We start from the raw sequence: 25,482 nt of genomic DNA on the forward strand, positions 1-25,482 counted from the left end.
CACCGCCAGAGCGTGACCCTGCTCCCCATCGCCGAGGCGCAAGCGCGCCTGTTCGCTCTCGCCACGCCCGTGGCCGCCGAGACCGTGCCGCTCGCCGCCGCCGCGGGCCGCTGGGCCGCCGCGGATGTACTCGCCCGCCGCACCCAGCCCGCGGCCGATCTGTCGGCGATGGACGGCTATGCGATCCGCTTCGCCGATCTTCCCGGCCCCTGGACGCTGGTCGGCGAGAGCGCCGCCGGGCGGCCCTATGCAGGCGGAATCGCTGCGGGGCAGACTGCGCGGATCTTCACCGGCGCGGCGATGCCCGCGGGCGCCGATACGGTGATGGTCCAGGAGGAGGTGAGCCGCGACGGGAATCGCATCCACCTTACCGGCGGAGGCCCGCCGGCGCTCGGCCGCAACACCCGGCAGCGCGGGCTCGATTTCCATGAGGGCGACCGGCTGATCGGCGCCGGCGAGCGGCTTACCCCGGCGCGAATCGCGGTGGCGGCAACCGGCGGGGTGGCGAGCCTCGCAGTCAACCGCCGCGTGCGGGTAGCCTTGGTCGCGACCGGCGACGAACTGGTCCAGCCCGGCGACACCAGCGCGCCGCACGATCCTGCTGCACTGCCAGAATCGAACCGGGCGATGCTGGCGGCGATGCTCGCCGATCTGCCGGTCGACATCGTCGATCTCGGTATCCTTCCAGACGATCTTGCGACGTTGCGCGATGCTTTTGCCGCCGTCGACGCGGACCTCCTCGTCACCACCGGCGGCGCCTCGGTCGGCGACCACGACCTGGTCCGGCCCGCGCTCGAGGCCGCGGGCGGGAGCATCGATTTCTGGCGGATCGCGCTGCGGCCTGGCAAGCCGATGATGGCGGGTCGGCTCGGCGCCACGGTGGTACTCGGCTTACCCGGTAATCCGGTATCCGCCTTCGTCACCGCGATCCTGTTCGTTAAGCCGATGATCGCCCGGCTTGGCGGCGCCACCTACCCGATGCCGCGCAGCAGCACGGCGATTCTCGGCGAGGACCTGCCCGCCAACGGCCCGCGCACCGACTTTCTGCGCGCCGAGATCCGCGACGGTCGAGTCTATGCCTCCACCATCCAGGATAGCTCGATGCTGCTTACCCTGGCGCGGTCGCACTGCCTGATCGTCCGTGCCACGGGAGCATCGCCGGCGGTGGCCGGCGACTCGGCGGAAATCCTCGTCATCGCCTGATCAGCGCGCTTGACGGACGTCAGGGCGTTCCCTAGAAGTTCCGCGTCTGTTCTGGCACGGAAGGACCGCCATGCTCACCCGCAAGCAGCACGAACTCGTCTGCTTCATTCACGATCGCCTTGAAGAGACTGGCGTGTCGCCGTCGTTCGAGGAGATGAAGGAAGCGCTCGACCTCAAGTCGAAATCCGGGGTGCACCGCCTGATCAGCGCGCTCGAGGAACGTGGCTATATCCGCCGCCTGCCCAATCGCGCGAGGGCGCTGGAAGTGGTCAAGATGCCCGAGCGCGGCGACCGCAAGGTAGCGACTCCGGCCACGCCACCGGCCCGCACCAGCAACGTTCGCGCGACGGCCCCGACGCCGGCCAATGACGTGATCGAGATCCCGCTACACGGCCGCATCGCCGCCGGCGTACCAATCGAGGCGTTCGAAGGCAGTTCGATGCTTGCGGTGCCGGCCGCGTTGCTCGGTTCGGGTGAACATTATGCCCTCGAGGTGTCGGGCGATTCGATGGTCGAGGCCGGCATCCTCGATGGCGATTTCGCGCTGATCCGCCGGACGGAAACGGCGCGCGACGGCGAGATCGTGGTGGCGCTGATCGAGGACAGCGAGGCGACGCTCAAATATTTCCGCCGCGAAGGTGCGATGGTCCGGCTTGATCCGGCCAACCGCGCTTATCAGCCGCAGCGCTATGCGCCGTCGCATGTACGGGTGCAGGGTAAGCTGTCGGGAATCCTGCGCCGCTACGATTGAGGGTGGTGGCACGGCCGATGGTTGATCGTGACGAAGTTGATGTAGTGGGGTGACGGAGCGGCAGGCTTGGTGCCCGGTGTCTCTTGAGCCCTGATCGTCGCTAATGCTGCTATCTCTCTAGTGTGCCGAGGCTGACACGATGGGGTAAGTGCGCGGCCAACCACCTCTTTACCCTGTTCTTCATCCTGAGCTTGTTGCAGCATCTATGGCCGACGCGTGCCGCACGCTCGCGAACAGCTCTGACCATGGATCCTGGAACAGGTTCAGGATGATCGGGGTATCCGGGCGGCAGTCGTGGTCACCGTGGACGAGGTGGCGACGAGCGGCGGCGGGGCCAGAATTCATAGTTCGGACGCGCTGGCGCAATGGTCGGCGCCACAAGCCAGGGGTGGCGGTCGCCACGCATGCGGACCGTTGCCACTTTTCCGGTTACCAGCGTTACCGCGACGCCGCCCGTCCGCGCCAGCACTGGCTTGTCGAGCCGCAGCCAGCGCGGCGTGCAGCGGCGCGGCAGCCAGCGCTCGCTGACGACGATATCGGCGCCGGCACAGGCGACGCTCAGATCCTCGGTTGGCACGGGATAGGCACTGCGGGTTGCCATGATCCGCCAGCTCAGGGCGCCGCGATGGGCATCGGTGATGCACAGATCACGGCTGCAGCGTGCCGCGGGCTGGTCGGCGAGCAGCAGCGGCTCGCCATCGACGCCGCCATTCTCGGCGAGCATGCTGCGGGTGTAATCGCCGGCGCGATCGCGGAGCAGCGCCAGCCCCGCGGGGGTGCGGATCGCCAGATGACGCCCGTCGCCAGTAACGAGCAGGTCCGGCGCCGGGGTGGTGAGCGCCCAGAGCGCGCCGGCGGCAAGCGGGGCCAGCCCGAGCGCCCGCCAGCGGGTGCGCCACAGCATCAGCCACAAGCCGCCGCCGATCATCAACCCGAAGGCGGCATCGGGCATCGCCGGCAACGCGACCGCGGCGCCTGGCGCTGCGGCGACGGTGCGCGCGATCCACAGCAGAGCCTGCAGCGCACCTTCGGCAAGCCACCACAGCGGCGCGCCGCCCCCCGCGAGATCGGCAAACAGTGCCAGCGCCTCCAGCGGCATGATCACGAAGGTAGTCAGCGGGATGGCGACGATATTGGCCAGCGCGCCATACAGGCCGGCCTTGTGGAAGTGGAACACGGCGATTGGCATCAGCGCGAGCTCGACGGCAAGCCCGGTGACGAGCAGCGAGGCGGTGCTGCGCGCCAGCGCGCGCGCCCTGCCCTCCTCACGCGCGGCAACCTGCGCCATCACCCATGGATGCTCGTGCAGCGCGACGATCGCGGCGATGGCGGTGAAGGATAGCTGGAAGCTCGGCCCCACCAGCGCCTCGGGCCACAGCAGCAGGACCACCAGCGCCCCCATGGCGAGCAGCCGCAGCGTCATCGCTTCTCGGCCGAGCGCCAGCGCCACCAGCACCAGCAGCGCGGCGACGCAGGAGCGGATCGTCGGCACCTGGCTGCCGGTCAGCAGGGTGTAGCCAATCGCCGCAAGCGCGCCGGCGACGCCCGCCACCACCGGCAGGCGGACCCGCAAGGCCATAATAGGAAACAGCGCCAGTAACCGGGTGACGAGCAACATGGTGGCGGCGACCGCGGCGGTGATGTGGAGACCGCTGACCGACAGCAGATGGGCAAGCCCCGCCCGCCGCATTGCATCGGCATCATCGGTCGCGATCGAGCCTTCGTCGCCGGTGGCGAGCGCCGCCGCGATCCCACCGGCGCTGCCGGGTAGCTGCGCCGTGATGTGACGGGTCAGCGCGGCGCGCAGTCCCGACCCGGAACCACCGGGGGTGATCACCCTGACTGGCGCAAAGCCGCGGCCGGTGGCCCCGATCCCCGCGAACCAGGCGACACGGGCATAATCATAGGCACCGGGCACCGCCGCCGCGGGCGGCGGCATCAGCCGCGCCTGGAGGCTGATCACGGCCTTGGGAGCAAGGCCGCCCGGTACGTCGGCCGCGGCAAGATTGACGCGGAGGCGAGGCGGCAGCGAGGCGTCCGCCGCCGGGGCCAGGGTCAACCGGACGAGCTCGCGCGCGGCGAGCGGCTCGATACCGAGGACCTTGGCCGTGAAGGTGGCGATCACCGGGCGGGCGAGCACCGGCGCCGCCACGCGATCGGCGCGCCACCAGACCAGCCCGATGCCAAGCGCGACGGTCAACGCCGCGACCGCGAGTGCCCGTGCCGCGCGACCATGGCGCCCGATTGCCAGCCCGCCGAGCCCGACCGCCGTCATCGTCGCGATCGCCTGCCGCCAGGCAGCCGGGCTCGGAAGGACGAACCACAGGCCGATCCCGATTCCGAGCGCGACCGGCAGCCAGAGGATCAGCTGATCACGCTCGGCTTCGAGCCAGGCTTCGAGCGACGCAGATGTCGCAGCGCGGGACCATGAGGGCCGCCACGGCGTTTGAAGGCGCCAGGGGCGCGTGCTAGGGGCCGCCACGGCTGACTTGGCCATCACCAGCGAAGATTGGGAGCAGGCGCGGTTGAGCGCAATAGTTGAAAACGCACCGGCAACGTCCGGCGACATCGATGCCCCCGTTTCGGGCGGCGGCGCGCGCATCGTCACGCGCTTTGCCCCCTCGCCGACCGGCTATCTTCATCTCGGCGGCGCGCGCACCGCCTTGTTCAACTGGCTGTACGCGCGTCACCACGGCGGCACCTTCCTGTTGCGGATCGAGGATACCGACCGGGTGCGCTCCACCCAGCCGGCGATCGACGCGATCCTTGCCGGGCTGACGTGGCTGGGGATCGACTGGGATGGCGACGCCGTGTTCCAGTTCGCCCGCGCCGATCGCCATGCCGCGGTCGCTCACCAGATGGTCGCGGCCGGCTATGCCTATCGCTGCTACATGACCGCCGACGAGATCGCCGCGCAGCGCGAGGCGGCACAGGCCGCCAAGAAGCCGGTGAGGATCCGCTCGCCGTGGCGCGATCGCGATGCCGCTGAGGCGCAGGAGGGCGCGCCATTCGTCGTCCGCCTCAAGGCACCACGCGAGGGCGCGGTGACGATCCAGGACCAGGTGCAGGGCGCTGTCACCGTGCAGAACGCCGAACTGGACGACATGGTGCTGCTGCGCTCCGACGGTACGCCGACCTATATGCTCGCCGTGGTGGTCGACGACCACGACATGGGCGTGACCCACGTGATCCGCGGCGACGATCATCTCAACAATGCGTTCCGGCAGCTGCCGATCTACCGCGCGATGGACGCGATCGAAGGCGGATGGCCGGACCCGGTTTATGCCCACATCCCGCTGATCCACGGCACCGACGGCGCCAAGCTCTCCAAGCGCCATGGCGCGGTGGGGATCGAGGCCTATCGCGACGAGCTCGGCATCCTGCCGGAAGCGTTCGACAACTACCTGCTGCGGCTCGGCTGGGGCCATGGCGACGACGAGATCATCAGCCGCGCCCAGGCGGTCGAATGGTTCGACCTGTCGGGCGTCGGCAAGAGCCCGTCGCGGTTCGATCTCAAGAAGCTCGAGCATCTCAACGGCCACTATATCCGCGAGGCGGACGACGCGCGGCTCGCGACACTGATTGCGCCGATCGGTCACTATGGTGATGTTTCGTTGCTGGAGCAGGCGATGCCGGTGCTCAAGGCGCGGGCGGCCAATCTCAACGAGCTGGCCGCCGGCGCCGGCTTCCTCTTCGCCCAGCGCCCGCTGGCGATGGACGATGCCGCAGCAGCGCTGTTAACCGACGACGCGCGCGCGCTTTTGGTCAAGCTTCATGCCGCACTTGACGCGGTGCAGCAGTGGGATCAGGAGGCCACCGAAGCAGCGGTTCGGCAGGTGTCCGAGGCAGAGGGCGTCAAGCTCGGCCAGGTCGCACAGCCGCTCCGCGCCGCTCTCACCGGGCGCAAGACCTCGCCCGGCATCTTCGACGTGCTCGCGCTGCTGGGAAAAGAGGAAAGCCTCGGCCGCATCGCGGACCAGACCACGAATCGCTAGGAAGGACGACCCATGACCGACGCTGCCAAGCTTTCCCTGGACGGCAAGGATTTCGACTACCCGGTCATGTCGGGGAGCGTCGGTCCCGACGTCGTCGACATCCGCAAGCTGTATGCGCAGACCGGCGCCTTCACCTACGATCCGGGCTTCACCTCGACCGCCTCGTGCCAGTCGAAGCTGACCTATATCGATGGCGACGAGGGCGTGCTGCTGCACCGCGGCTATCCGATTGGCGAGCTCGCCGAAGAGTCGAGCTTCATGGAAGTGGCGTACCTGCTGCTCAACGGCGAGCTGCCCAACCAGGGCGAGCTCACCACCTTCAACCGCACAATCACGCGCCACACTATGGTGCACGAGCAGCTCGCGACCTTCTTCCGCGGCTTCCGTCGCGATGCGCATCCGATGGCAATCCTGTGCGGCGTGGTCGGCGCGCTCTCGGCCTTCTACCATGACTCGACCGACATCCACGATCCGGTGCAGCGTACGATCGCTTCGCATCGCCTGATCGCCAAGATGCCGACGATCGCGGCGATGGCTTACAAGTACAGCGTCGGGCAGCCGTTCCTCTACCCCGACAATTCGCTGAGCTACACCGGCAACTTCCTGCGCATGACCTTCGGCGTGCCGGCCGAGCCCTATGAGGTGAACCCGGCGGTCGAAAAGGCGATGGACCGGATCTTCATCCTTCACGCCGATCACGAGCAGAATGCCTCGACCTCGACCGTGCGCCTCGCCGGGTCGTCGGGCGCCAACCCGTTCGCGTGCATCGCCGCCGGCATCGCCTGCCTGTGGGGTCCGGCGCATGGTGGCGCAAACGAGGCGGCGCTCAACATGCTGCGCGAGATCGGCACGCCCGAGCGCATCCCCGAGTTCATCGCCCGCGCCAAGGACAAGAACGATCCGTTCCGCCTGATGGGCTTCGGCCATCGCGTGTACAAGAACTACGACCCGCGCGCGACGGTGATGCAGAAGACGGTGCGCGAGGTGTTCGATGCGCTCAAGGTCAACGATCCGCTGTTCGATACCGCGCTGCGGCTCGAGGAGCTGGCGCTCAGCGACGATTACTTTATCGAGAAGAAGCTGTTCCCGAACGTCGACTTCTACTCGGGCGTGATCCTTTCGGCGATCGGCTTCCCGACCTCGATGTTTACCGTGCTGTTCGCGCTTGCCCGTACCGTCGGCTGGGTGGCGCAGTGGAACGAGATGATCACCGATCCCGATCAGAAGATCGGCCGTCCGCGCCAGCTGTACAACGGCCCGACCCAGCGGTCGTACACCCCACTCGGCGAGCGTTGAGACCCGTGGCCCGGCTCCGCCCGATCATCCTCGCCGTCGGCGTGCTGTGCACGCTGATGGGGCTGCTGTGGATCGGCCAGGGGCTGGGCTACGTCCATTGGCCGCAATCGAGCTTCATGCTCGACCAGCGGCCGTGGGCGGACCGCGGCGCGGCGCTCGCCGTGCTAGGCCTGCTGATGATCCTGGTCGGGCGGCGGCTGCGCCGCTGACGCTCAGCCCCCGGCCGAATGGTCGATCGGCAGCGTCAGGGTGAATTGAGCACCCTCGCCTGGCCTGCTCTCGACCGTCAGCTCGCCGCCCATCGCTCGTGCCAGGCGCCGCGCGATATAGAGGCCGAGGCCGTTGCCGCCCGACTCGGTGGTATCGACCCGCTCGAACTTGTCGAAGATGCGCGCCTGGTCTTCGACGGCGATGCCCTTACCCTGATCGGCGACAACGACCTCGGCCACGGTGCCGATATGACCGGCGGTGATCGCGACGACGCTGCCGCCCGGCGAATAGCGCACCGCATTACCGATCAAATTAACCAGGATCTGCAGCGTCCGGCGGAAGTCGCCGAGCGCCGGCACCTTGATCGTGGCGAGTGGCTTGGCGATCGCGACCCCAGCATCGTCGGCGCGCACCACGAGCAGTCCGGCTGCCCGGCGAGCGACATCGGCGAGATCGATTGGCTCGGCGACTAGCGCGAAGTCGGGGCGCTCGACCGCCTGGAGATCGACGAGATCGTCGACGAGGCCGAGCAGATGGCGTCCGGCGTTGGCGATGTCGGAAGCGTAATCGACATAATCCTGCTGCACCGGGCCTTCGGCGGCGGCGTTGATCGTATCGGCATGCGCGACGATCCGCGCCAGCGGCGTGCGCAATGCTTTGTCGAGGCCTTGGGTAAAAGCGGGCGAGATCGCCGGCGACCGCGGCGCGGCGGCAGCGGCATCGGTTTCGATGCGCGCGGTGCCGACAAAGCCGGCGAAGTCCCCCATGGTATCACGACGGACCGCCGCAGCGAGGATCACCGCGCGGTCGCTGCCGCGCAGCCGCGCCCGCTGCTCGGCCAGCGGCTTGCGGCGGGCGACCGCGTCGAGCAGCGGCAGCGTGCCGTCACCATGTTCGGCGAGCGATACCAGCGCGGTAAGCGGCTTGCCGAGCAGCTCCAGCGCATCGATGCCGAGCTGGCGCGCGGCATCGATCGAGACGAAGGTCAGCAGCAACGCTGCATCGGTTTCCCAGCGCAGCTCGCCGTCGCCCCGCTCGTGCGCACGCTCGGTGGCGGGTGACGGCGCCGCCACCCTGAGCTCGCGCCAGCCGCTGATCGCGAGGCGGACGCTGTCGCCATCAGGCTGGGCGCGGACCCACAGATCGAGATCCGCGTCGACATCGGCGATCGTCACCCCGCGCGAGACGATGATGCCCAGGCGACGGGCCAGCCGCGCAATCGTCGCCAGCGCCGGAACGGCAAGCGGCGCACCGATCATTCCCCCGGCACGCTCGTTCAGCGCCTCCAGTGCCGGGTCGGCGGTGGTGACGCGCCCCTCCGCATCGATCATCGCGTGCGACACGGGCACGTCAGGCAATCCGTCCATCTTCACCAATTGCTTTCCCGGGTCAGGGCGTCGATCGCCGCGCGAAGATCGTGATGGAGCGTGAGCGGTGCCAGTGACGAGCGGGCGGCCTCGACCGGAACCGCCGCGATAGCATCGATTTCGTCGGCGAACTGCTCGATGTTGCGGCGCGGATCGGCGTCGGCGAGCGCCAGCGCGATCTGAGCGATGGTCGCTCGATCAAGCGCGGCGGCGCGAAGCGCCAGCCACAGCCGATCGCCCTCGGGTTCAAGCAGGATCTCGCGTGCGACGTCGAATTCGAGGTCGATGGCACGGCCGAGCACGGCGATGAACAACAGCAGTCGCCGATCGGCAAGCGCTTCAAGCAACAGCGGGCCGAGTTCGTCGGCACGGGCATCGATTGCGGCCGCCAGCCGCATCGCCACCGCTTCGACCCGTGCGCCCTCGTCATGCGCGCCGAGGCTGCGATGCGCTGCCTCAACAATCGCACGATCCACCGCCGCATCCTCGCCGATCGCGGCAGCGGACGCCTCGCGAATGCAGGCGGCCGACCACCAGACCAGTTGGTGATGGCGCTCGGCGGTGAGATCCCCCACTCCCGGCGTGCCGTTGTCGCTGGCAGACCGGCGCCGCGCCTCGGCGGCAAGCAACGCCCGCGCCGCCGCGGCGACGATGCTGTCGTCGACATCGGCGAGGCGGATCAGCAGGCTCGGTCGGTCAACGACAGCATGATGGATCGGCAGCGCCTCGGCGATGAGATCCGCGCGCACCCTGGCGAGCAGCTCGTCCATCAACCGACGGTCACGGAGCAGCCCGGCGCGCGCCAGCCGGCGCACGACCTCGTCATGGTTCTGGAGCAGCGCCTCGGCGCGGGCATCGGCACCGCGACCGGCGAGGATCCGCGCGGCGTGGCGGCGAATATCGGTCTCGACCGCGCCCACGGTCGCGGCGAGCACCGCCGCCACCGCGTGGCGGGTGCGCTCGTCGAGCCGGGCATCGTCGGCAAGGAAGAAGTCGGCGATCGTTCCCGTCAGCCGCGTCGCCGCCCGACCGGCCGCGCCACGCGCGGCGGCAAGCCGCGCATCGAGAGAGGCGCGATCCAGCGGAGGTGGTCCGGCCGACATGATCTCGTTCCTAGCCCGGCCGTCGTTAAGGCGAGACTAACCGTCGGCGCACCGACAGGCCCGAAAATCCGCCGTCTTCCACGTGTCTTCCCCTTGGCGCACGCCTGCGACGCCGATGATCGAGCGGCTACCATCGGCCAAGCGGGCCGGTTGGCACAAGCGGGAACTGAGCTTCACGGGGACGGTTTGATGGAAAACTGTCCCTGTCAGGAACACTTGCGGCGCCGGTCCCATCGGGTCAATGCGGGGAGTAATCAGCGGGCGGCGCTGCATCTGTCATCTTTTTCCCCCGCCAAGCGTTACTTCATGGCGTCAGGAGCCGAATGAGGGAGCGATGTTCGACCAATTCGACGCCAAATACCCTACTCCGGCGCACGCCGCCGCGGCCGAACGGCACGAGCGCGAGCGGGTTCAGGCCAACTTTCGCCGCAACCGGCGTACGGTGCTGCAGGATCGCGCGGCCAAGGTGACGATCGCAGCGGCGTTGGCCGGTGCCGTTGCGGGTGCGCTGATGCTGGGTGCGGGCCTGCGACATCGCGCCGAACCCCGGGCCGTTTCCCCTGCAGCCATCGACCAGGCCGTGCCGGTATTCCACCCTGCCCCGCCGGCGCAGCGACCGAGCGAACTTGCCGAGACGTCGCGCCTCACAAATCCGGCCAGCGTGCCGACGCTTCGCCACGCCAAGCGGCGTGCGACCATCACGCCGGCCCGAGTGGCGACACCCGAGACGAATGCCGAAGCAGGTTCTCCTCGTCCGGCCGGTTCGCCGTGGATCGCCAAGCCCTTGCAGGGCGAGGCACTCAGGCTTGCGTTGATCGAGGATCGCAGGCGAACGATCGAGCTTAATGACGCCGAATTAAGCCGCCTCGCGAGCAAGCCCACGAGATGACGGTTCAGCGGCGGCTACGAAGGCGCTCGATCGCCGCGTACAGCGTGGTCGTGGCGTAGGCGCACGCTGCCCCCAGGCCGAGGTAAGGTGCGAACAGCAACGCCCCGAGCCATAGCAGGAGGAGGTAGGCAATGGCGCTGCCCCACCACGACCGTCGCGGCACATCGCCGAGCGCACGCTCACCCAGCATTCCAACCGCAACCAGGACGAGCGCGAGCAAGGTCGGCACCGTATCGCCAACCCGTTGCGCCTCGCTATGACCATAATTCAAGGCTGCGATCGCGGGCAGGACCACCTCGGCAACACGCAGCGTGGCGGACGGCCCTGGCTCATCGCGCAGATCGCCCAGCATCGCGCCGAGCGTGAAGCCGATCGATCCCAGCAGCGTGAGCAGCAACCCCGCCACCGGGAAGGAGAAAGCAAGGAGAAGCATGCCGACCAGCCCGACACCGCCGGCGGCTGCGCCAATCGCCAGCGTCGGCACCGCGCGCGGCACCAGCAGCGGGATCACCGCGCGCGCCAGCGGGGCGGTGACGAACCGCTCGAACCAGCCGTTGCGGCCGGACACCATCGCCGCCATCACCGATCGGCTGCGCCCCTCCAGCATCGCGGCGCCGTGCCCGATGCCATGGCCGCCTGCCACGGCGCTGTCGGGCAGCATGATGTGGACGGCGCGTGCCTGCGAGGCGAGCCGGACCAAGGTTGATTGCATGTCATAATCACGCGGCAGCGCGGCCAGTTCGGCGATGCGGCGCGGATCGAGCCGGGCGACGCCGGCCCAGCTGGTGTTCCCGCCCACCCGCTCGTAGATCGATCCTGCCTCCTGCTCGGGCAACACCAGCAAGGCGTCATTGCCCTCGCGCGCCATCACCGTCACCACCTCGAGCGAGGTGGTGAGGCCGTCGGCGAGCATCACCAGCTTGGCCAGCGGATGCAGCTTCTCATGCGCCTCGGCAGCGGATCTCACCGTATCCACCGCGACCCCGCGCCGGCCGATGCGGTTGATCGCGCCGAGCAATTCGGGGGTGAGCCGCGACACCACGATGACGAGTTGCGACGCGCCCGCGCCGATCAGCAGCCGCGCCTGATATTCGATCAGCGTGACGCCGCCGAACGGCAGCGTCGCGGTGAGCATCGCCGGCCGATCGTCCGCATCGTGAATGGCAAAGAGGAGGCCGGCAAGCATCCGGCCGCTGTTACGGGGTAGCGCCCGTGATGCAAACCCGTTCCGTCCGCCAACGGACGGCGTTCAGAGCCGCTCGATCGCCCGGCGAAGCTTGGTGAGCATAGGCCGATCCATCGGCAGGTCGGCGGCCTGCATCGCCAGCGCCATCAGCCGCACCGCGCCGAAGCTCGCGGCGAGCCCGCGCAGCCGCGAGGCGGCGTCGCGCCAGGCATCACGGTTCTCGGCGCGCGCCATAGCGTCGACGGCACGCTGCGTGCTCTCGACGAAGGCCAGCCGCAGCTCGGCGATCAGCCCGGGCTCGTCACCGACGGCGGCTGCCAGATTCGCGTCTATTGCTCCGGGATCATAGGCCATACCGCCCGTGTAAAAGCGGTCTGCTTAAGCAAGTGTTGCGTGGGGGCTTTGTCGTTACGGCAAAGCCGGGTAGGTTCGGGGCATGAACGGGGGTTCCATGATCGTCGACATGCGGGGCGAGGCCCATCAGAGCGAGCGGCCGCACGAGCCGAGCCTCAGGCACATCATCAACGAATCGCGCGAGAACAGCATGCCGTGGGACGATGAACCCGAACCCCAGGGCCTGAGCTGGCTGGCACCGGCCGCGGCGCTGATCGTGTGCCTCGCCTGGATCGGCGGCATGCTGTGGGTTGCGCGCGATGCGCTGGCCGGTTTGCCACCGGTGGCGCTCGTCGAATTCATCGCCGCGCTCGCGGTGATCCCGGCGCTGGTCGGGATCGTTTACCTGCTGACGCAGCGCACCAGTCGCGCGGAGGCGCTGCGCTTCGGCCGGACGGCGCAAGCGATGCGCGCCGAGGCCGCCAATCTGGAACGCGCCGTCGCCGGCATCTCGCGCTCGCTGGACGACAATCGCCAGGCGGTCGCCGAGCAGATCGGTGCCCTGATGGCGATGGGCGACACCGCGAACGAGCGGGTCGCCGCGATCGGACGCAGCATGGCCGTGGAGATCAGCCAGGCCGATGAGCATGCGCAAGGATTGTCGCGAGCCGCAGGCGACGCGCAGGCGAGCCTCGGCGTGCTGCTTGCCTCGCTGCCGCGTGCCGTCGCCGAAACCGCCGAGATGCAGCGCTTGCTCGAGGCGACCGGCCTCGCCGCGAGCGAACAGGCCGCGGGCCTCGATGCCCAATTGCTTGCGCTCGCCGATCGCGGGCGCGAGGCGGATTACGTGGCCGGCGGTGCGGCGCAGAAGCTTGCCGCGCATATCGTGCGGATGGAAGCGACCAGCGAGACCGCCGGCGAGCGGCTGGAGGCGGTCACCGGGGCGATGTCGGGCGAGGTTGATGCGCTGCTCGGCCGCACCGCCGAGGCGGTGGACGAATCGCGCAAGGCGATCGCCATCCAGGGCGATGCTATGCTGGCAATGCTGCGCGCCAACCAGGCCGCGCTCGACCATGCCGCCCGCGACAGCGCCGAAGCGATGGCTGAGCGGATCGCGGGGATCGAGGACGTGATCGACCGCGTCACCGCGCGGCTCGGCGAGCAATATCATGCGAGCGACGCGCTGCTGACCGGGCTCGACGAGGGGATCGGGCGGGTGGAGACCCGGCTCGACGTTTTGCACAGCGAGGGCACCCACCGCTCGCAGATGCTCGCTGCCTCGATCAGCGCGCTCGGCGGTTCGGCCGATGCGATGACCGAGGCGCTGCGGACCGGCCAGGATGTCGCCAGCCGCACCATCAGCACCACCGAGTCACTCCTGATCGCGCTGGACGCCGCGGCGCGCGAGATCGACGAAACCCTGCCCGACGCCCTTGCGCGGCTCGACGCCAAGATCGGTGCCAGCCAGCAGGTGGTGGTACAGGCCAAGCCCGAGCTGCTGGCGCTGGTCACCGCGGCGGAGAGCACCCACGACGCGATCGAGGCGATAGCCGGGGTGATAGCGGAGCAGCGTCGTACGCTCGACCAGCTGTCCGGTGGCCTGATACAGACGCTGAGCGATGGCCGAGCCAAGGCCGATGCGCTCGGCATGATGGTGGAGGAGGCGATCGGTCGCACCCACCAGTTCGCCGATGATGCCGCGCCGCGGCTGGTGGATGCGCTGCTGCGCGTGCGCGAATCGGCCAATATCGCCGCGGACCAGGCGCGCGAGACGCTCGCCAGCGTCATCCCCGAGGCTGCCGAAGCGATGGAAGCAGCGACCGGCGAGGCGATGCGCCGCGCCACCACCGACACGGTGACGCGCCAGGTGCGCGCGATCGAGGAGGCGACCGGCGACGCGGTGGAGGCCGCGACCCGCGCCACCGAGCAGCTCGCTCGCCAGGTTCAGGCGATCGTCGCCCAGACCGCGACGGTGGAAGCACGCATGGTAGACGCGCGCGCCGAGCGCGAGGAAGCGGCGAACGACAGCTTCGCGCGCCGTGCCTCGCTGTTGATCGAGGCGCTCAACTCGGCGGCGATCGACATCACCCGGGCGCTGGCGCCCGACGTGTCGGACAGCGCTTGGGCCGCGTATCTCAAGGGCGATCGCGGCGTCTTCACCCGCCGCGCGGTGCGCATCCTAGAGCCGGGCGACGCACGTGAGATCGCCGATCTGTATGACGACGACGCGGCGTTCCGCGACGCGGTCAACCGCTACATCCACGATTTCGAGGGCATGCTGCGCGGCATCCTCGCCGAGCGCGACGGATCGCCGCTGGGGGTGACCTTGCTGTCGTCGGATATGGGCAAGCTGTACGTGGCACTGGCGCAGGCGATCGAGCGGCTGCGCTGAGAACAGCGGATTTTCGCGCGGCAGTGAAGCGTGGCGGGAAGCCGCAAGGATTAGGCCGTCATCTCAGCGGAAGCTGACATCTCCACACCAGAAGGGCCGCCCATGAGCCGAGAAAGACCCCAGCCTTCGCTGGGGGAACAGCTATTGCTTAGAACAGCCGGGGTAACGCCTGACCTGCGAGCTCCGCCTCCACCGATTCGATCGCTGCGGAGATCTGCGCCGCGACCAGCGGCACGCCGGCGGCATCCATCAGGCTGAGCGCACGGTTGAGCAGGTCGAGGGTGCAGAGATAGGTCTGTGGCATGGACTTGGTCGATCAATAAGAGAGGCTTCGCGTAGGCCGAACGGACGTTCGCCGCAATGATCCAGCCGGAAAGCCTATGTTCCCGAAGGTTTGCTTAACGCGGTCCGAGCACGTTGATCATCTCAGGCGTGAGCCAGCCGAAGCGGTAGTTGGCGAGGAACAGTGCAAACAGCAGCGTCGCCACGATCGTCACCCGCCCGGCGATTCGGCCGAGGCGGAACTCGTGTGGCGCGCTGTCCGCCTGGCCGGGGACGATCACGCCCCCGGCCTCATGGGTGGTGCGGACCCCCCAGGGCAGGACCAGGAAGACGGAGAACGCCCAGAAGAGGACGTAGATCGCGAGCATCGAGGTCCAGCGCACGGGCGGCTCAGGCCTGGATCACCAGCACATCGACGATCGGCTTCTTGCCGGTCCAGCGCGTCGCGATCTTGCGCACCGCAAGGCGCACGTCCTCGCGGCGGCGGTCGAGCTCGCGCTTGCCGCCCTTGAGCGCCTCGGCAGCGGCGTCGATCGCATCCTCGACGAAGGCGGCGCGGTCTTCCTCGACCGGCACGCCCTGAACACGGACTTGCGGGGTGCCGACCATCCGGCCGTCACGACCGATCGCGACCGCGACCGAGATCTGGCCGTTGAGCGCGAGCTTGCGGCGCTCGTTGATCGTCGAGCCGTCCGCCGGCAGGATCACGTCGCCATCGAGCACCAGGCGGCCGACGCCGGCCTTGCCGACCTTCTCGGCCTTGCCCGGGAGCAGGCGGACGATGTCGCCGTCGCCCTGGACGATCGCCTGGGGAATGCCCTCGGACAAGCCGAAGCGGGCATGCTCCATCATGTGGCGCATCTCGCCGTGAACGGGGATCAGCACCTTGGGGCGCATCCACTTGTACATTTGGGCAAGCTCAGGCCGCCCAGGATGGCCCGAGACATGGACATGCGCCTGGCGCTCGGTGATCATCTGCACGCCCTTGGCGGCGAGGATATTCTGGATGCGGCCGATCGCGACCTCGTTGCCGGGGATCTGCTTGGACGAGAAGATCACCGCATCGCCCTGCTCGAGCTTGATGGTATGGCTGCCGTCGGCGACGCGGGCGAGCGCGGCACGCGGTTCGCCCTGGCCGCCGGTGGCGACGATCAGCACCTTGTTGCGCGGCAGCCGCATCGCGGTCTCCGGGTCCACCGTCTCGGGGAAGTCGCCGAGATAACCGGTGGCGCGCGCCACCTTGAGGATCCGATCGAGCGAGCGGCCGGTGACGCAGAGCTTGCGACCGGTCTCGCGCGCAACTTCGCCGAGCGTGTGGAGGCGCGCGGCGTTGGAGGCGAAGGTGGTGACGAGCACGCGCCCCTTGGCGCTGGCCACCGCCTTGGCGATGCCGATGCGGACACTGGCTTCGGAGCCCGACGCCTCGGCGTTGAAGATATTGGTCGAATCGCAGACCAGCACGTCGATGCCCTTGTCGCCGATCGCACTCAGTTGCTCAGGACTGGAGGGCTTGCCGATCACTGGGGTGGGATCAAGCTTCCAGTCGCCGGTGTGGAACACGCGGCCGACCGGCGTCTCGATGACAAGCGCATTCGGCTCGGGGATCGAGTGCGACAGCTCGACGAAGTCGATGCCGAACGGACCCACCTGGATCTTCTTGCCAGGCTGAACGATGCGCAGCTTGACCCGGTTGGCGATGCCCTCCTCTTCCAGCTTGCCGCGGATCAGGCCCGCGGTGAAAGGGGTAGCGTAGAGCGGCACGCCAAGGTCTTCGGCGAGATAGGGCAGCGCGCCGATGTGATCCTCATGGCCGTGGGTCAGCACGATGCCGACCAGATCGTCCAGCCGGTCCTCGATAAAAGCGAGATCGGGGAGGATCACGTCGATGCCGGGATAAGCGGCATCGGCGAAGGTGATGCCGCAATCGACCATCAGCCACTTGCCGGCATGACCATACAGGTTGACGTTCATGCCGATCTCGCCGGAGCCGCCGAGAGCGCAAAACAACAGTTCGTTCTTGGGAGTCATTGATTTCCTTACTACGTCCCGGCCGATGCCGGGCTTGAGGACGCGTGCGGGCATGGCACGAGACCTGCGGCCGATTGATGGGCCAGATGGGAGCCTGATTTAAGCCTCAGGCTGAGGCGATCTTTGTGTTGATATGGGCCTTCTCGGCCATGATCGCCAGCCCCTGGATGGTGAGATCGGGCTCGATCACGTCGAACACGTCGGTGTGACGCTCGAACAGCGTGGCGAGACCACCGGTGGCGATGACCTTGACCGGCCGGCCGACCTCCGCCTTCATCCGCGCGACCAGCCCCTCGATCATCGCGATATAGCCCCAGTAGATGCCGATCGTCATCTGATCGACGGTGTTGCGGCCGATCACGCTATCCGTCGCCGGCGCCTCGATCGCGATCCGCGGCAGCTTGGCGGCGGCGCTGACCAGCGCGTCGAGCGAGAGGTTGATGCCAGGCGCGATGATACCGCCTTTGTAGGCGCCGCTATAGTCACTGACATCGAAGGTGGTCGCGGTGCCGAAATCGATGACGATGAGATCGCCTTGGTGCAGCGCGTGCGCGGCGATGGTGTTGACCGCACGATCGGCGCCCAACGTCTGAGGCTCGTCGACATCAATGACGATGCCCCATTCCACCGGCGCACGCCCGGCGATCAGCGCCTCGGTCCGGAAGTATTTGCTGCTGAGCACCTGGAGGTTGTGCAGCGCGCGCGGCACCACCGTGGCGACGATCACCGCGCTAACCTGCGAGCGGTCATAGCCCTCCAGCGCCAGCAATTGGCTGAGCCACACCGCATATTCATCGGCGGTGCGGCGCGGATCGGTGGCGATCCGCCAGCGTGCCTTGATCTCGCGCGCGCCCCGCTGCGGGTCGACCAGCGCAAAGACGACATTGGTGTTGCCGGCATCGATCGCGAGCAGCATGGATCAGTTCCCTTCCCTTGGGCCGGGCGTCCTCACAGCAGGAACACGTCCGCAGCGTGAATGACACGCCGCTCCCCTGTCGCCAAGCGCAGGATGAGCGCGCCATCGGCGTCCAGCCCGTCGAACAGCCCCTCGATGGCCCCGCCATCGGGCAGGCGCGCCGACAGCGCTGTGCCTGCCGGATGGGCCGCAGCGAGCCAAGCGTTGCGGATCGGGCCGAGCCCCTCGCTGCGCCACCGCGCCAGCCACCGCGCAACCAATTCCGCCAAGGTCTCGATGAAGTCAGCGGGCGCGACCATCGCGCCATGGTGTGCAAGGCAGGTTGTCGCACGGTCGGGCAGATCGGGATGATGCGCCAGATTGACGCCGATCCCGATCACCACTGCATCGTCGGCGCGCTCGAGCAGTATGCCCGACAGCTTGGCGCCAGCGACGAGCAGGTCGTTCGGCCACTTGAGTACGGCCGCGCCCGCATCGTTGAGGTACACGGCCACCGCTTCGTGCAGCGCGACCGCCGCGGTCAACGCGAGGCTGGCCGCTGCCGGATCGGTGGGGCGCAGGCGCACCAGCGTGGAAGCGGAAATATTTCCCGGCGGCGAGGTCCAGGCTCTGCCCTGCCGGCCACGGCCGGCGGTCTGCCGCTCGGCCCGAAGCCACAGCCCCTCCTCGGCGCCGGCGCGCGCGAGGAGCAGCATGTCGGCATTGGTCGATCCCGTCTCGGCGACGGTCCGGGTGATGGTCAGAACAGCGCCCGCGCGGCGGTGAGCGTCCAGACGCCGAGCGGCGCGAGCACGATCCAGCCGACCGGCGACACGAAGGTGGCGGCGATGGCGATCATTCCGCCCTCGACCATCGAGCCGTCGCGCTGAAACTCGGGCGCGGGATCGTCGAAGTACATCACCTTGACGACGCGCAGATAATAATAGGCGCCGATCACCGAGGCGACGAAGCCGATCACGGCAAGCGGGTACAGCCCGGCGGCCACGGCAGCGTTGAACACCGCCAGCTTGGCGTTGAACCCAAGCAGCGGCGGGATACCGGCGAGGCTGAACATGAAGATCGCCATCGCCGCCGCGAGACCCGGACGCGTGCGCGACAGGCCGGCCAGGCTCGCCAGCGTCTCGACCGGCTGGCCGGTGGCATCGCGCATCTGCAGCACGACTAGGAAGCCGCCAAGCGTCATCGCGATGTAGATGGTCAGGTAGAACAGCACCGACGCGACCCCCTCGGGCGTGCCGGCGGCGAGGCCGACGAGCGCGAAGCCGACGTTGTTGATCGACGAATAAGCCAGCAGCCGCTTGATGTTGGTCTGGCCGATCGCCGCCACCGCGCCGAGAATGATCGAGGCCAGCGCCGCGAAGATCACGATCTGACGCCATTCGCCGGTCGCCGGGCCCATCGCTTCGACGGCGACGCGCACGGCGAGACCCATCGCCGCGACCTTCGGGGCCGACGCGAAGAACGCCGTCACCGGGGTGGGCGCGCCTTCATAGACGTCGGGCGTCCACATGTGGAACGGCACCGCTGAGATCTTGAACGCCAGGCCGGCGAACACGAAAACCAGGCCGAACAGCAGGCCGAGCGAACGCGGGCCGGCATAGGCGGTGGCGATGCCGCTGAACAAGGTGGTGCCGCTGAACCCGTAGACCAGGCTGATTCCGTACAGCAAAATGCCGCTCGCGAGCGCACCGAGGATAAAATACTTCAGCCCCGCCTCAGCCGAACGGATGTCGCGACGCATGATGCTGGCCAGCACATAAGCGGCGAGGCTCTGCAACTCGAGGCCCACGTAGAGCGTCAGCAGATCGGACGCCGACACCATCATGCCCATGCCCGCAGCCGAGAGCAGGATCAGCACCGGATATTCCGGCCGCAGATCGTCGCCCGTGGTGCGCTGGAAGAAGTTGGGCGCGAGCAAGATCGCAACGGCGGAGGCGATGAAGATCAGTGTCTTGGCGAAGCCGGCGAACGCATCGGCGCGATACAGCCCGTCGAACGCCGAGCCACCGCTGGATGCCGGCCCGAGCAGCGCGACGCCGGCGCCCGCGAGGACGGCGACCGCAGCCCAGGAGATGGCCCTGGTCGATGCCGGGCCACCCCAGGCGGCGACCAGCATCAGCACGATCGCGCCCACCCCGAGGATCACCTCGGGCAGGGTCATGGCGAGGTTAGCGGCGTAATCCATCAGTGTGCGCTCTCATCGGCGGCGGCATGAACCGCGGCGGGCCGGCCTGCGGTGGGTTGGGAATCGCTATGCGGCGTCGCGCGGTCAATCCGGGCGAGCAGCACGCCGACATCCTTGCGCATCGGCGCCATGAAGCTCTCGGGATAGACGCCCATCCACAGTGCGACCGCGGCGATCGGGGCGAGCAGCCACAGCTCGCGGCCCGACAGATCCTTCATCTCGCGAACGTCGTCGGCCTTGATCTCCCCGAACACAACGCGGCGGTAGAGGTAGAGCATGTAGGCGGCGCCGAGGATGATGCTGGTGGTGCAGAGCAGCGCCGTCCAGGTCGAGACCTGATAGGTGCCCATCAGCGACAGGAACTCGGCGACGAACCCGCTGGTCCCCGGCAGGCCGATCGAGGCCATGGTGAAGAACAGAAAGAACAGGGCATAGCGCGGCATGTTGATCGCGAGGCCGCCGTAGCGCGAGATCTCGCGGGTATGGAGGCGATCGTAGATCACGCCGACGCACAGGAACAGCGCGCCCGAGACGAGGCCGTGGCTAAGCATCATGATCATCGCGCCCTCGAGCCCCTGCCGGTTGAAGGCAAAGAGGCCGATGGTGACGATCGCCATGTGCGCGACCGAGGAATAAGCGATCAGCTTCTTCATGTCGCTCTGCACCAGCGCGACCAGCGAAGTGTAGATCACCGCAATCGCCGACAGCGCGAAGATCAGCCAGGTGAGCTGGCCCGACGCCTCGGGGAACATCGGCAGGCTGAAGCGCAGGAAGCCGTAGCCGCCGAGCTTGAGCAGCACGCCGGCAAGGATCACCGACCCGGCGGTCGGCGCCTGGACGTGGGCGTCGGGCAACCAGGTGTGGACCGGCCACATTGGCATCTTGACCGCGAAGGAGGCGAAGAAGCCGAGCCACAGCAGCGTCTGGATATGCGCCGGGAAATCGTGGTTCATCAGCGCGGGGATGCTGGTGGTATGGGCCTGGCCGACCATGTAGATCATCGCGACCAGCATCAGCAGCGAGCCGAGCAGCGTGTACAGGAAGAACTTGTACGACGCGTAGATCCGGTTCGCGCCGCCCCAGATACCGATGATCAGGTACATCGGAATGAGGCCGGCTTCGAAGAAGATGTAGAACAGGTAGAGATCCTGCGCCGCGAAGGTGCCGATCATCAGCACCTCGGTGAGCAGGAACGCCGCCATATATTCCGGCACGCGCGTCGTCACCGAACGCCAGCTGGCGCCGATGCAGATCGGCATCAGGAACACGCTAAGCATGATCAGCAGCAGCGCGAAGCCGTCGATGCCGAGGTCCCAGCGGAACACGCCGAGGTTGGCGCCCTGCTCGACGAACTGCCACTGCGCGCCGCCGATGTCGTAATTCGCCCACAGCAGGATGCCGAGCGCGAAATCGATCAGGGTGGCGGCGAGCGCCAGCGTCCGCGCCGCCGAGGCCGACACGAACAGGCAGACGATGGCGGCGATCGCGGGGATCGCCAGCATCACGGAGAGGATGGGGAAGCCGCTCACTTCGTGATCGCCCAGGTAACGGCCGCGGTAAGCCCGATCAGCATGACGAAGGCATAGGTGTAGACATATCCCGTCTGGAACCGGCCGGCGACCCGGCTGGAGAGCTGCGCCACCCAGGCGGCGCCGTCAGGCCCGAACCGGTTGATCGTTTTCTCGTCGCCGCGATGCCACAGCCAGCGGCCAAGCGCGAAGGCGGGACGGACGAAGATCAGGTGATACAGCTCGTCGAAATAATATTTGTTGAGCAGGAAGCGGTAGAGGATCCGGAACTGGCTCGCCACCGCGACCGGGAAGCCCGGATTCGCGATATAGGCATACCAGGCGGTCAGCAGCCCGAGCAGCATGGCGATGGTCGCCGACAGCTTGATCATCACCGGTACGCCATGCATCGCGTGCATCAGATGCTCGCGGAAGGCGATGTTGCCCTTCCAGAAGGTCTCGCCCGAAGTCGGCTCGATGAAATAGCCGTGGAAGACGAAGCCGGCCGCGATCGCACCGATCGACAGCAGCACCAGCGGGATCAGCATCGGCGGCGGGCTCTCGTGCGGATGATAGCCACCAGTGCCAGCCGGCAGGTCCTGCTGCGCCGGGCCATGCTCCGACGGATGATCGCCCGAATCCTCGGCCGTGGCGGGGTTGCCATGGGCCTCGTCGGCGTGATGCGCGTCATGGCCATGGCCGTGGGCATGATCGTCATGACCATGGCCGTGCGCATCATGCACCGCGTGCTGGATATGCTCGGACGCGGCCCAGCGCGGCGTGCCCCAGAAGGTGAGGAACATCAGCCGCCACGAATAGAAGCTGGTGATCGCCGCGACCGCGACGCCGACGAACCACACGCCGGGCTGCCCCGCCGCCCAGGCGGTTTCGATGATCGCATCCTTGGAGTGGAAGCCGGCAAAGCCGATCTGCGGCAAGCCGAGGATGCCGGGAATGCCGACGCCGGTAATCGCGAGCGTGCCCATCATCATCGCCCAGAAGGTGAGCGGGATGCTTTTACGCAGGCCACCGTAATAGCGCATGTCCTGCTCGTGGTGCATCGCGTGGATCACCGAACCCGCGCCGAGGAACAGCAGCGCCTTGAAGAAGGCGTGGGTGAACAGGTGGAACATCGCCGCGCCATAGGCGCCGACGCCGGCGGCGAAGAACATGTAGCCGAGCTGCGAGCAAGTCGAATAGGCGATCACGCGCTTGATGTCGGTCTGCACCAGGCCGACGGTGGCCGCGAACAGGCAGGTCGCGGCGCCGACGGTGGTGACGACGTGGAGCGCCGTGGGGCTCATCTCGAACATCGGCGACAGGCGGCAGACCATGAACACGCCGGCGGTGACCATCGTCGCCGCGTGGATCAGCGCCGACACCGGGGTCGGGCCCTCCATCGCGTCCGGCAGCCAGGTGTGGAGGCCGAGCTGCGCCGACTTGCCCATCGCGCCGACGAACAGCAGCAGACAGAGCACGGTCATCGTATCCAGGCGCATGCCGAGGAAGCCGATGGTGGAGCCCGCCATGGTCGGCGCGGCGGCGAGGATCGCCGGGATCGAGACGGTGCCGAACACCAGGAAGGTGCCGAAGATGCCGAGCATGAAGCCGAGATCGCCAACGCGGTTGACCACGAAGGCCTTGATCGCGGCGGCGTTGGCGGAGGGTTTGCGGAACCAGAAGCCGATCAGCAGGTAGGAGGCGAGACCGACGCCTTCCCAGCCGAAGAACATCTGCACCAGCGTGTCCGCGGTCACGAGCATCAGCATCGCGAAGGTGAACAGGCAGAGATAGGCGAAGAAGCGCGGCTGATCGGGGTCCTCGCTCATATAGCCCCAGCTATAGAGGTGGACGAGCGCCGAGACGCTGGTGATCACCACCAGCATCACCGCGGTGAGCTGGTCGACGCGGAGCGACCAGGCGACGGTCATGTCGCCGCTGGCGATCCACTCGAATACCGGCACGACATGCGCGGTGCTGGTGCCGGCGAGGAAGCCGAGGAAGATCGGCCAGCTCAGCGCGCAGCTGACGAACAGCGCCCCCGTGGTGATCAGCTTGGCAGGCGCAAAGCCGATCGCCTTATTGCCGAGCCCCGCGATGGCGGCGGCGAGCAGCGGCAGGAATACAATGAACAGGATCGAAGTCACCGACCGGCCTTCCGCTTGCGGGAGGTATTACGCGTAGCGTGCAAGGACATCACCCCTTCATCCGGTTGACGTCATCGACCGCGATCGTGCCGCGGCCACGGAAATAGATCACCAGAATGGCGAGGCCGATCGCCGCTTCGCCAGCCGCGACGGTGAGCACGAACATCGCGAACACCTGGCCGACGAGGTCGTGCAGATAGGCCGAGAAGGCGACCAGGTTGAGGTTCACCGCGAGCAGGATCAGCTCGATCGCCATCAGGATGACGATGATGTTCTTCCGGTTGAGGAAGATGCCGAGCACCCCCATGGTGAACAGGATCGCCGCGACGACCAGATAGTGGATAAGGCCGATCGTCACAGCTGGACCCCCTGCCCGACTTGCGGTTGCGTGTTGCGCGTCGCGTCCTGCGGACGGCGCGCGTTCTGCCGGCTGATGTTCTGGCCCCGGACACCGCCACGCTGGCGATGGGTGAGCACGATCGCACCGATCATCGCGACGAGCAGCACAAAGCCGGCGCCTTCGAACACGAACAGATAGCGCGTGTAGAGCAGATTGCCGATCGCCTGGATGTTCGGCACCGCGGCATCGACCGGCGCGATCCGCTGCGCGACCTGTACGCCGCCAGCGGTCCATGCCTTAAGGCCGATCACGATCTCGATCAGCAGCCCGGCGGCGAGCGCCAGACCGAGCGGCAGATAGCGTGCGAAGCCCGCGCGCATCTCAGCAACCTCGATGTCGAGCATCATCACCACGAACAGGAACAGCACCGCGACCGCGCCGACATAGACGATGACGAGCAGCATCGCGATGAACTCGGCGCCGACCAGCACCATGAGCCCGGCGGCGTTGAAGAAGGCGAGGATCAGCCACATTACCGAATGAACCGGGTTGCGCGACGAAATCGTCATCGCGCCCGAGCCGATCACGATAATCGCGAACAGGTAGAAAGCGAGAGCCTGGATCACAGCGTCACCGCCACCACGGCAGGCGCCATGGTCCGTTCGAGGTTGGGCTTGAAGCACGAGATCCCGGCGGGCGCAGGGATGACGGAAGTGGAAAGAACCATGCGCGGGCGCCTAGCGGTACGGCGCATCGGCGGCAAGGTTCGCCGCGATCGAACGCTCCCAGCGATCGCCGTTGTCGAGCAGCTTCGCCTTGTCGTAGATCAGCTCTTCGCGCGTCTCGGTGGCGAACTCGAAGTTCGGCCCCTCGACGATCGCGTCGACCGGGCATGCCTCCTGACACAGACCACAGTAGATGCACTTGGTCATGTCGATGTCGTAGCGCGTGGTGCGACGGCTGCCGTCGTCACGCGGCTCGGCCTCGATGGTGATCGCCAGCGCCGGGCACACCGCTTCGCACAGCTTGCAGGCGATGCAGCGTTCCTCGCCATTGGGATAACGGCGCAACGCATGCTCGCCCCGAAATCGCGGCGACAGCGGATTCTTCTCATAGGGATAGTTGATCGTGGCCTTGGGCTTGAAGAAATACTTCAGCGTGAGGGCATGAGCCTTCACGAATTCCCAAAGCGTGAACGATTTGACGAGCTGAGCGACGCTCACGATCCGTATCCTATCATTCGGTCGATCAACACGACCACCAAGCCGATCACCACGCCCGCAAGGGCCCGGTTAAGCAGCGCGCCGGGCCGCAGCCCCGCGCGTTCGATCGCTGTCTGCATCCGGGCGCC

24 protein-coding genes are annotated in these 25,482 nt (G+C 67.7%); 7 read left to right on the plus strand and 17 right to left on the minus strand.

Annotation, left to right across the window (positions count from 1 at the left end):
* Nucleotides 1-12 precede the first annotated feature (12 nt).
* Both AC07M8_RS11550 and lexA read left to right on the plus strand, forming a co-directional pair.
* Nucleotides 13-1,203, plus strand: a complete 1,191-nt coding sequence (locus tag AC07M8_RS11550) for a molybdopterin molybdotransferase MoeA (RefSeq protein ID WP_495174480.1) — start codon at nucleotides 13-15, stop codon at nucleotides 1,201-1,203.
* Between the two features lie 70 nt (nucleotides 1,204-1,273).
* A complete protein-coding gene (lexA, locus tag AC07M8_RS11555) occupies nucleotides 1,274-1,954 on the plus strand; it encodes a transcriptional repressor LexA (protein ID WP_495174481.1) in 681 nt (226 codons plus the stop codon).
* Nucleotides 1,955-2,252: 298 nt separating this feature from the next.
* On the opposite strand, the gene AC07M8_RS11560 is transcribed toward lexA, so the two are convergent.
* Nucleotides 2,253-4,229, minus strand: a complete 1,977-nt coding sequence (locus AC07M8_RS11560; protein WP_495174482.1) for a ComEC/Rec2 family competence protein — start codon at nucleotides 4,227-4,229, stop codon at nucleotides 2,253-2,255.
* 292 nt (nucleotides 4,230-4,521) lie between these two features.
* Between AC07M8_RS11560 and gltX the strand changes: the two genes are divergently transcribed.
* The 3 genes from gltX to AC07M8_RS11575 are packed head-to-tail and all read left to right on the plus strand — an operon-like array spanning nucleotide 4,522 to nucleotide 7,454.
* Nucleotides 4,522-5,949 carry a glutamate--tRNA ligase gene (gene gltX / locus AC07M8_RS11565; protein WP_495174703.1) on the plus strand — a complete coding sequence of 476 codons (1,428 nt, stop codon included), beginning with the start codon at nucleotides 4,522-4,524 and terminating at the stop codon, nucleotides 5,947-5,949.
* 12 nt (nucleotides 5,950-5,961) lie between these two features.
* Entirely contained in the window at nucleotides 5,962-7,245 is a 1,284-nt protein-coding gene (locus tag AC07M8_RS11570; protein WP_495174483.1) for a citrate synthase, read from the plus strand.
* Between the two features lie 5 nt (nucleotides 7,246-7,250).
* Nucleotides 7,251-7,454, plus strand: a complete 204-nt coding sequence (locus AC07M8_RS11575) for a hypothetical protein (RefSeq protein ID WP_495174484.1) — start codon at nucleotides 7,251-7,253, stop codon at nucleotides 7,452-7,454.
* A 3-nt stretch (nucleotides 7,455-7,457) separates the two neighbouring features.
* Here AC07M8_RS11575 and AC07M8_RS11580 read toward each other — a convergent pair whose 3' ends face one another.
* Together AC07M8_RS11580 and AC07M8_RS11585 are read right to left on the minus strand one after the other, a co-directional pair.
* On the minus strand, nucleotides 7,458-8,822 hold the full coding sequence (locus AC07M8_RS11580) for a sensor histidine kinase (protein WP_495174485.1): 1,365 nt from the start codon (nucleotides 8,820-8,822) through the stop codon (nucleotides 7,458-7,460).
* A gap of 2 nt (nucleotides 8,823-8,824) precedes the next feature.
* The gene (locus AC07M8_RS11585) at nucleotides 8,825-9,925 is read right to left on the minus strand and encodes a hypothetical protein (RefSeq protein ID WP_495174486.1); all 1,101 of its coding nucleotides are present in this window, start codon (nucleotides 9,923-9,925) and stop codon (nucleotides 8,825-8,827) included.
* 334 nt (nucleotides 9,926-10,259) lie between these two features.
* Here AC07M8_RS11585 and AC07M8_RS11590 point away from each other — a divergent pair, with 334 nt between their 5' ends.
* The gene (locus AC07M8_RS11590; protein WP_495174487.1) at nucleotides 10,260-10,814 is read left to right on the plus strand and encodes a hypothetical protein; all 555 of its coding nucleotides are present in this window, start codon (nucleotides 10,260-10,262) and stop codon (nucleotides 10,812-10,814) included.
* Nucleotides 10,815-10,818: 4 nt separating this feature from the next.
* Here AC07M8_RS11590 and AC07M8_RS11595 read toward each other — a convergent pair whose 3' ends face one another.
* Both AC07M8_RS11595 and AC07M8_RS11600 read right to left on the minus strand, forming a co-directional pair.
* Nucleotides 10,819-12,000 (minus strand): hypothetical protein, encoded by a 1,182-nt coding sequence (locus AC07M8_RS11595; protein ID WP_495174488.1) that lies wholly within the window; start codon nucleotides 11,998-12,000, stop codon nucleotides 10,819-10,821.
* Nucleotides 12,001-12,063: 63 nt separating this feature from the next.
* Nucleotides 12,064-12,354 carry an Hpt domain-containing protein gene (locus AC07M8_RS11600; RefSeq protein ID WP_495174489.1) on the minus strand — a complete coding sequence of 97 codons (291 nt, stop codon included), beginning with the start codon at nucleotides 12,352-12,354 and terminating at the stop codon, nucleotides 12,064-12,066.
* Between the two features lie 82 nt (nucleotides 12,355-12,436).
* Here AC07M8_RS11600 and AC07M8_RS11605 point away from each other — a divergent pair, with 82 nt between their 5' ends.
* The gene (locus tag AC07M8_RS11605; RefSeq protein ID WP_495174490.1) at nucleotides 12,437-14,725 is read left to right on the plus strand and encodes a hypothetical protein; all 2,289 of its coding nucleotides are present in this window, start codon (nucleotides 12,437-12,439) and stop codon (nucleotides 14,723-14,725) included.
* Nucleotides 14,726-14,873: 148 nt separating this feature from the next.
* Here AC07M8_RS11605 and AC07M8_RS11610 read toward each other — a convergent pair whose 3' ends face one another.
* From AC07M8_RS11610 to AC07M8_RS11665, 12 genes are all read right to left on the minus strand, one after another.
* On the minus strand, nucleotides 14,874-15,029 hold the full coding sequence (locus AC07M8_RS11610; protein WP_267393255.1) for a hypothetical protein: 156 nt from the start codon (nucleotides 15,027-15,029) through the stop codon (nucleotides 14,874-14,876).
* Nucleotides 15,030-15,123: 94 nt separating this feature from the next.
* On the minus strand, nucleotides 15,124-15,390 hold the full coding sequence (locus AC07M8_RS11615) for a DUF1467 family protein (RefSeq protein ID WP_495174491.1): 267 nt from the start codon (nucleotides 15,388-15,390) through the stop codon (nucleotides 15,124-15,126).
* 7 nt (nucleotides 15,391-15,397) lie between these two features.
* On the minus strand, nucleotides 15,398-17,035 hold the full coding sequence (locus tag AC07M8_RS11620) for a ribonuclease J (protein WP_495174492.1): 1,638 nt from the start codon (nucleotides 17,033-17,035) through the stop codon (nucleotides 15,398-15,400).
* 106 nt (nucleotides 17,036-17,141) lie between these two features.
* Nucleotides 17,142-17,951: a type III pantothenate kinase gene (locus tag AC07M8_RS11625; RefSeq protein ID WP_495174493.1), complete on the minus strand. Its 810-nt coding sequence runs from the start codon at nucleotides 17,949-17,951 to the stop codon at nucleotides 17,142-17,144.
* Nucleotides 17,952-17,983: 32 nt separating this feature from the next.
* Nucleotides 17,984-18,688, minus strand: a complete 705-nt coding sequence (locus AC07M8_RS11630; protein WP_495174704.1) for a biotin--[acetyl-CoA-carboxylase] ligase — start codon at nucleotides 18,686-18,688, stop codon at nucleotides 17,984-17,986.
* Nucleotides 18,689-18,690: 2 nt separating this feature from the next.
* Nucleotides 18,691-20,136 (minus strand): NADH-quinone oxidoreductase subunit NuoN, encoded by a 1,446-nt coding sequence (gene nuoN / locus AC07M8_RS11635; protein ID WP_495174494.1) that lies wholly within the window; start codon nucleotides 20,134-20,136, stop codon nucleotides 18,691-18,693.
* Nucleotides 20,136-21,665 carry an NADH-quinone oxidoreductase subunit M gene (locus AC07M8_RS11640; protein WP_495174495.1) on the minus strand — a complete coding sequence of 510 codons (1,530 nt, stop codon included), beginning with the start codon at nucleotides 21,663-21,665 and terminating at the stop codon, nucleotides 20,136-20,138. The genes nuoN and AC07M8_RS11640 overlap by 1 nt, the downstream gene beginning before the upstream one ends.
* Nucleotides 21,662-23,791, minus strand: coding sequence for an NADH-quinone oxidoreductase subunit L (gene nuoL, locus AC07M8_RS11645; RefSeq protein ID WP_495174496.1), 2,130 nt, complete (start codon nucleotides 23,789-23,791; stop codon nucleotides 21,662-21,664). Before nuoL ends, AC07M8_RS11640 begins: the two co-directional genes overlap by 4 nt.
* A 49-nt stretch (nucleotides 23,792-23,840) precedes the next feature.
* Nucleotides 23,841-24,149, minus strand: coding sequence for an NADH-quinone oxidoreductase subunit NuoK (nuoK, locus tag AC07M8_RS11650; protein WP_495174497.1), 309 nt, complete (start codon nucleotides 24,147-24,149; stop codon nucleotides 23,841-23,843).
* Entirely contained in the window at nucleotides 24,146-24,757 is a 612-nt protein-coding gene (locus AC07M8_RS11655; protein ID WP_267393268.1) for an NADH-quinone oxidoreductase subunit J, read from the minus strand. The genes nuoK and AC07M8_RS11655 overlap by 4 nt, the downstream gene beginning before the upstream one ends.
* A 111-nt stretch (nucleotides 24,758-24,868) precedes the next feature.
* Nucleotides 24,869-25,354: an NADH-quinone oxidoreductase subunit NuoI gene (nuoI, locus tag AC07M8_RS11660; RefSeq protein WP_495174498.1), complete on the minus strand. Its 486-nt coding sequence runs from the start codon at nucleotides 25,352-25,354 to the stop codon at nucleotides 24,869-24,871.
* A complete protein-coding gene (locus AC07M8_RS11665) occupies nucleotides 25,351-25,473 on the minus strand; it encodes a hypothetical protein (protein WP_495174499.1) in 123 nt (40 codons plus the stop codon). The genes nuoI and AC07M8_RS11665 overlap by 4 nt, the downstream gene beginning before the upstream one ends.
* Nucleotides 25,474-25,482: the final 9 nt, after the last annotated feature.

The organism is Sphingomonas sp. GW821-FHT09E03, assembly GCF_059416225.1.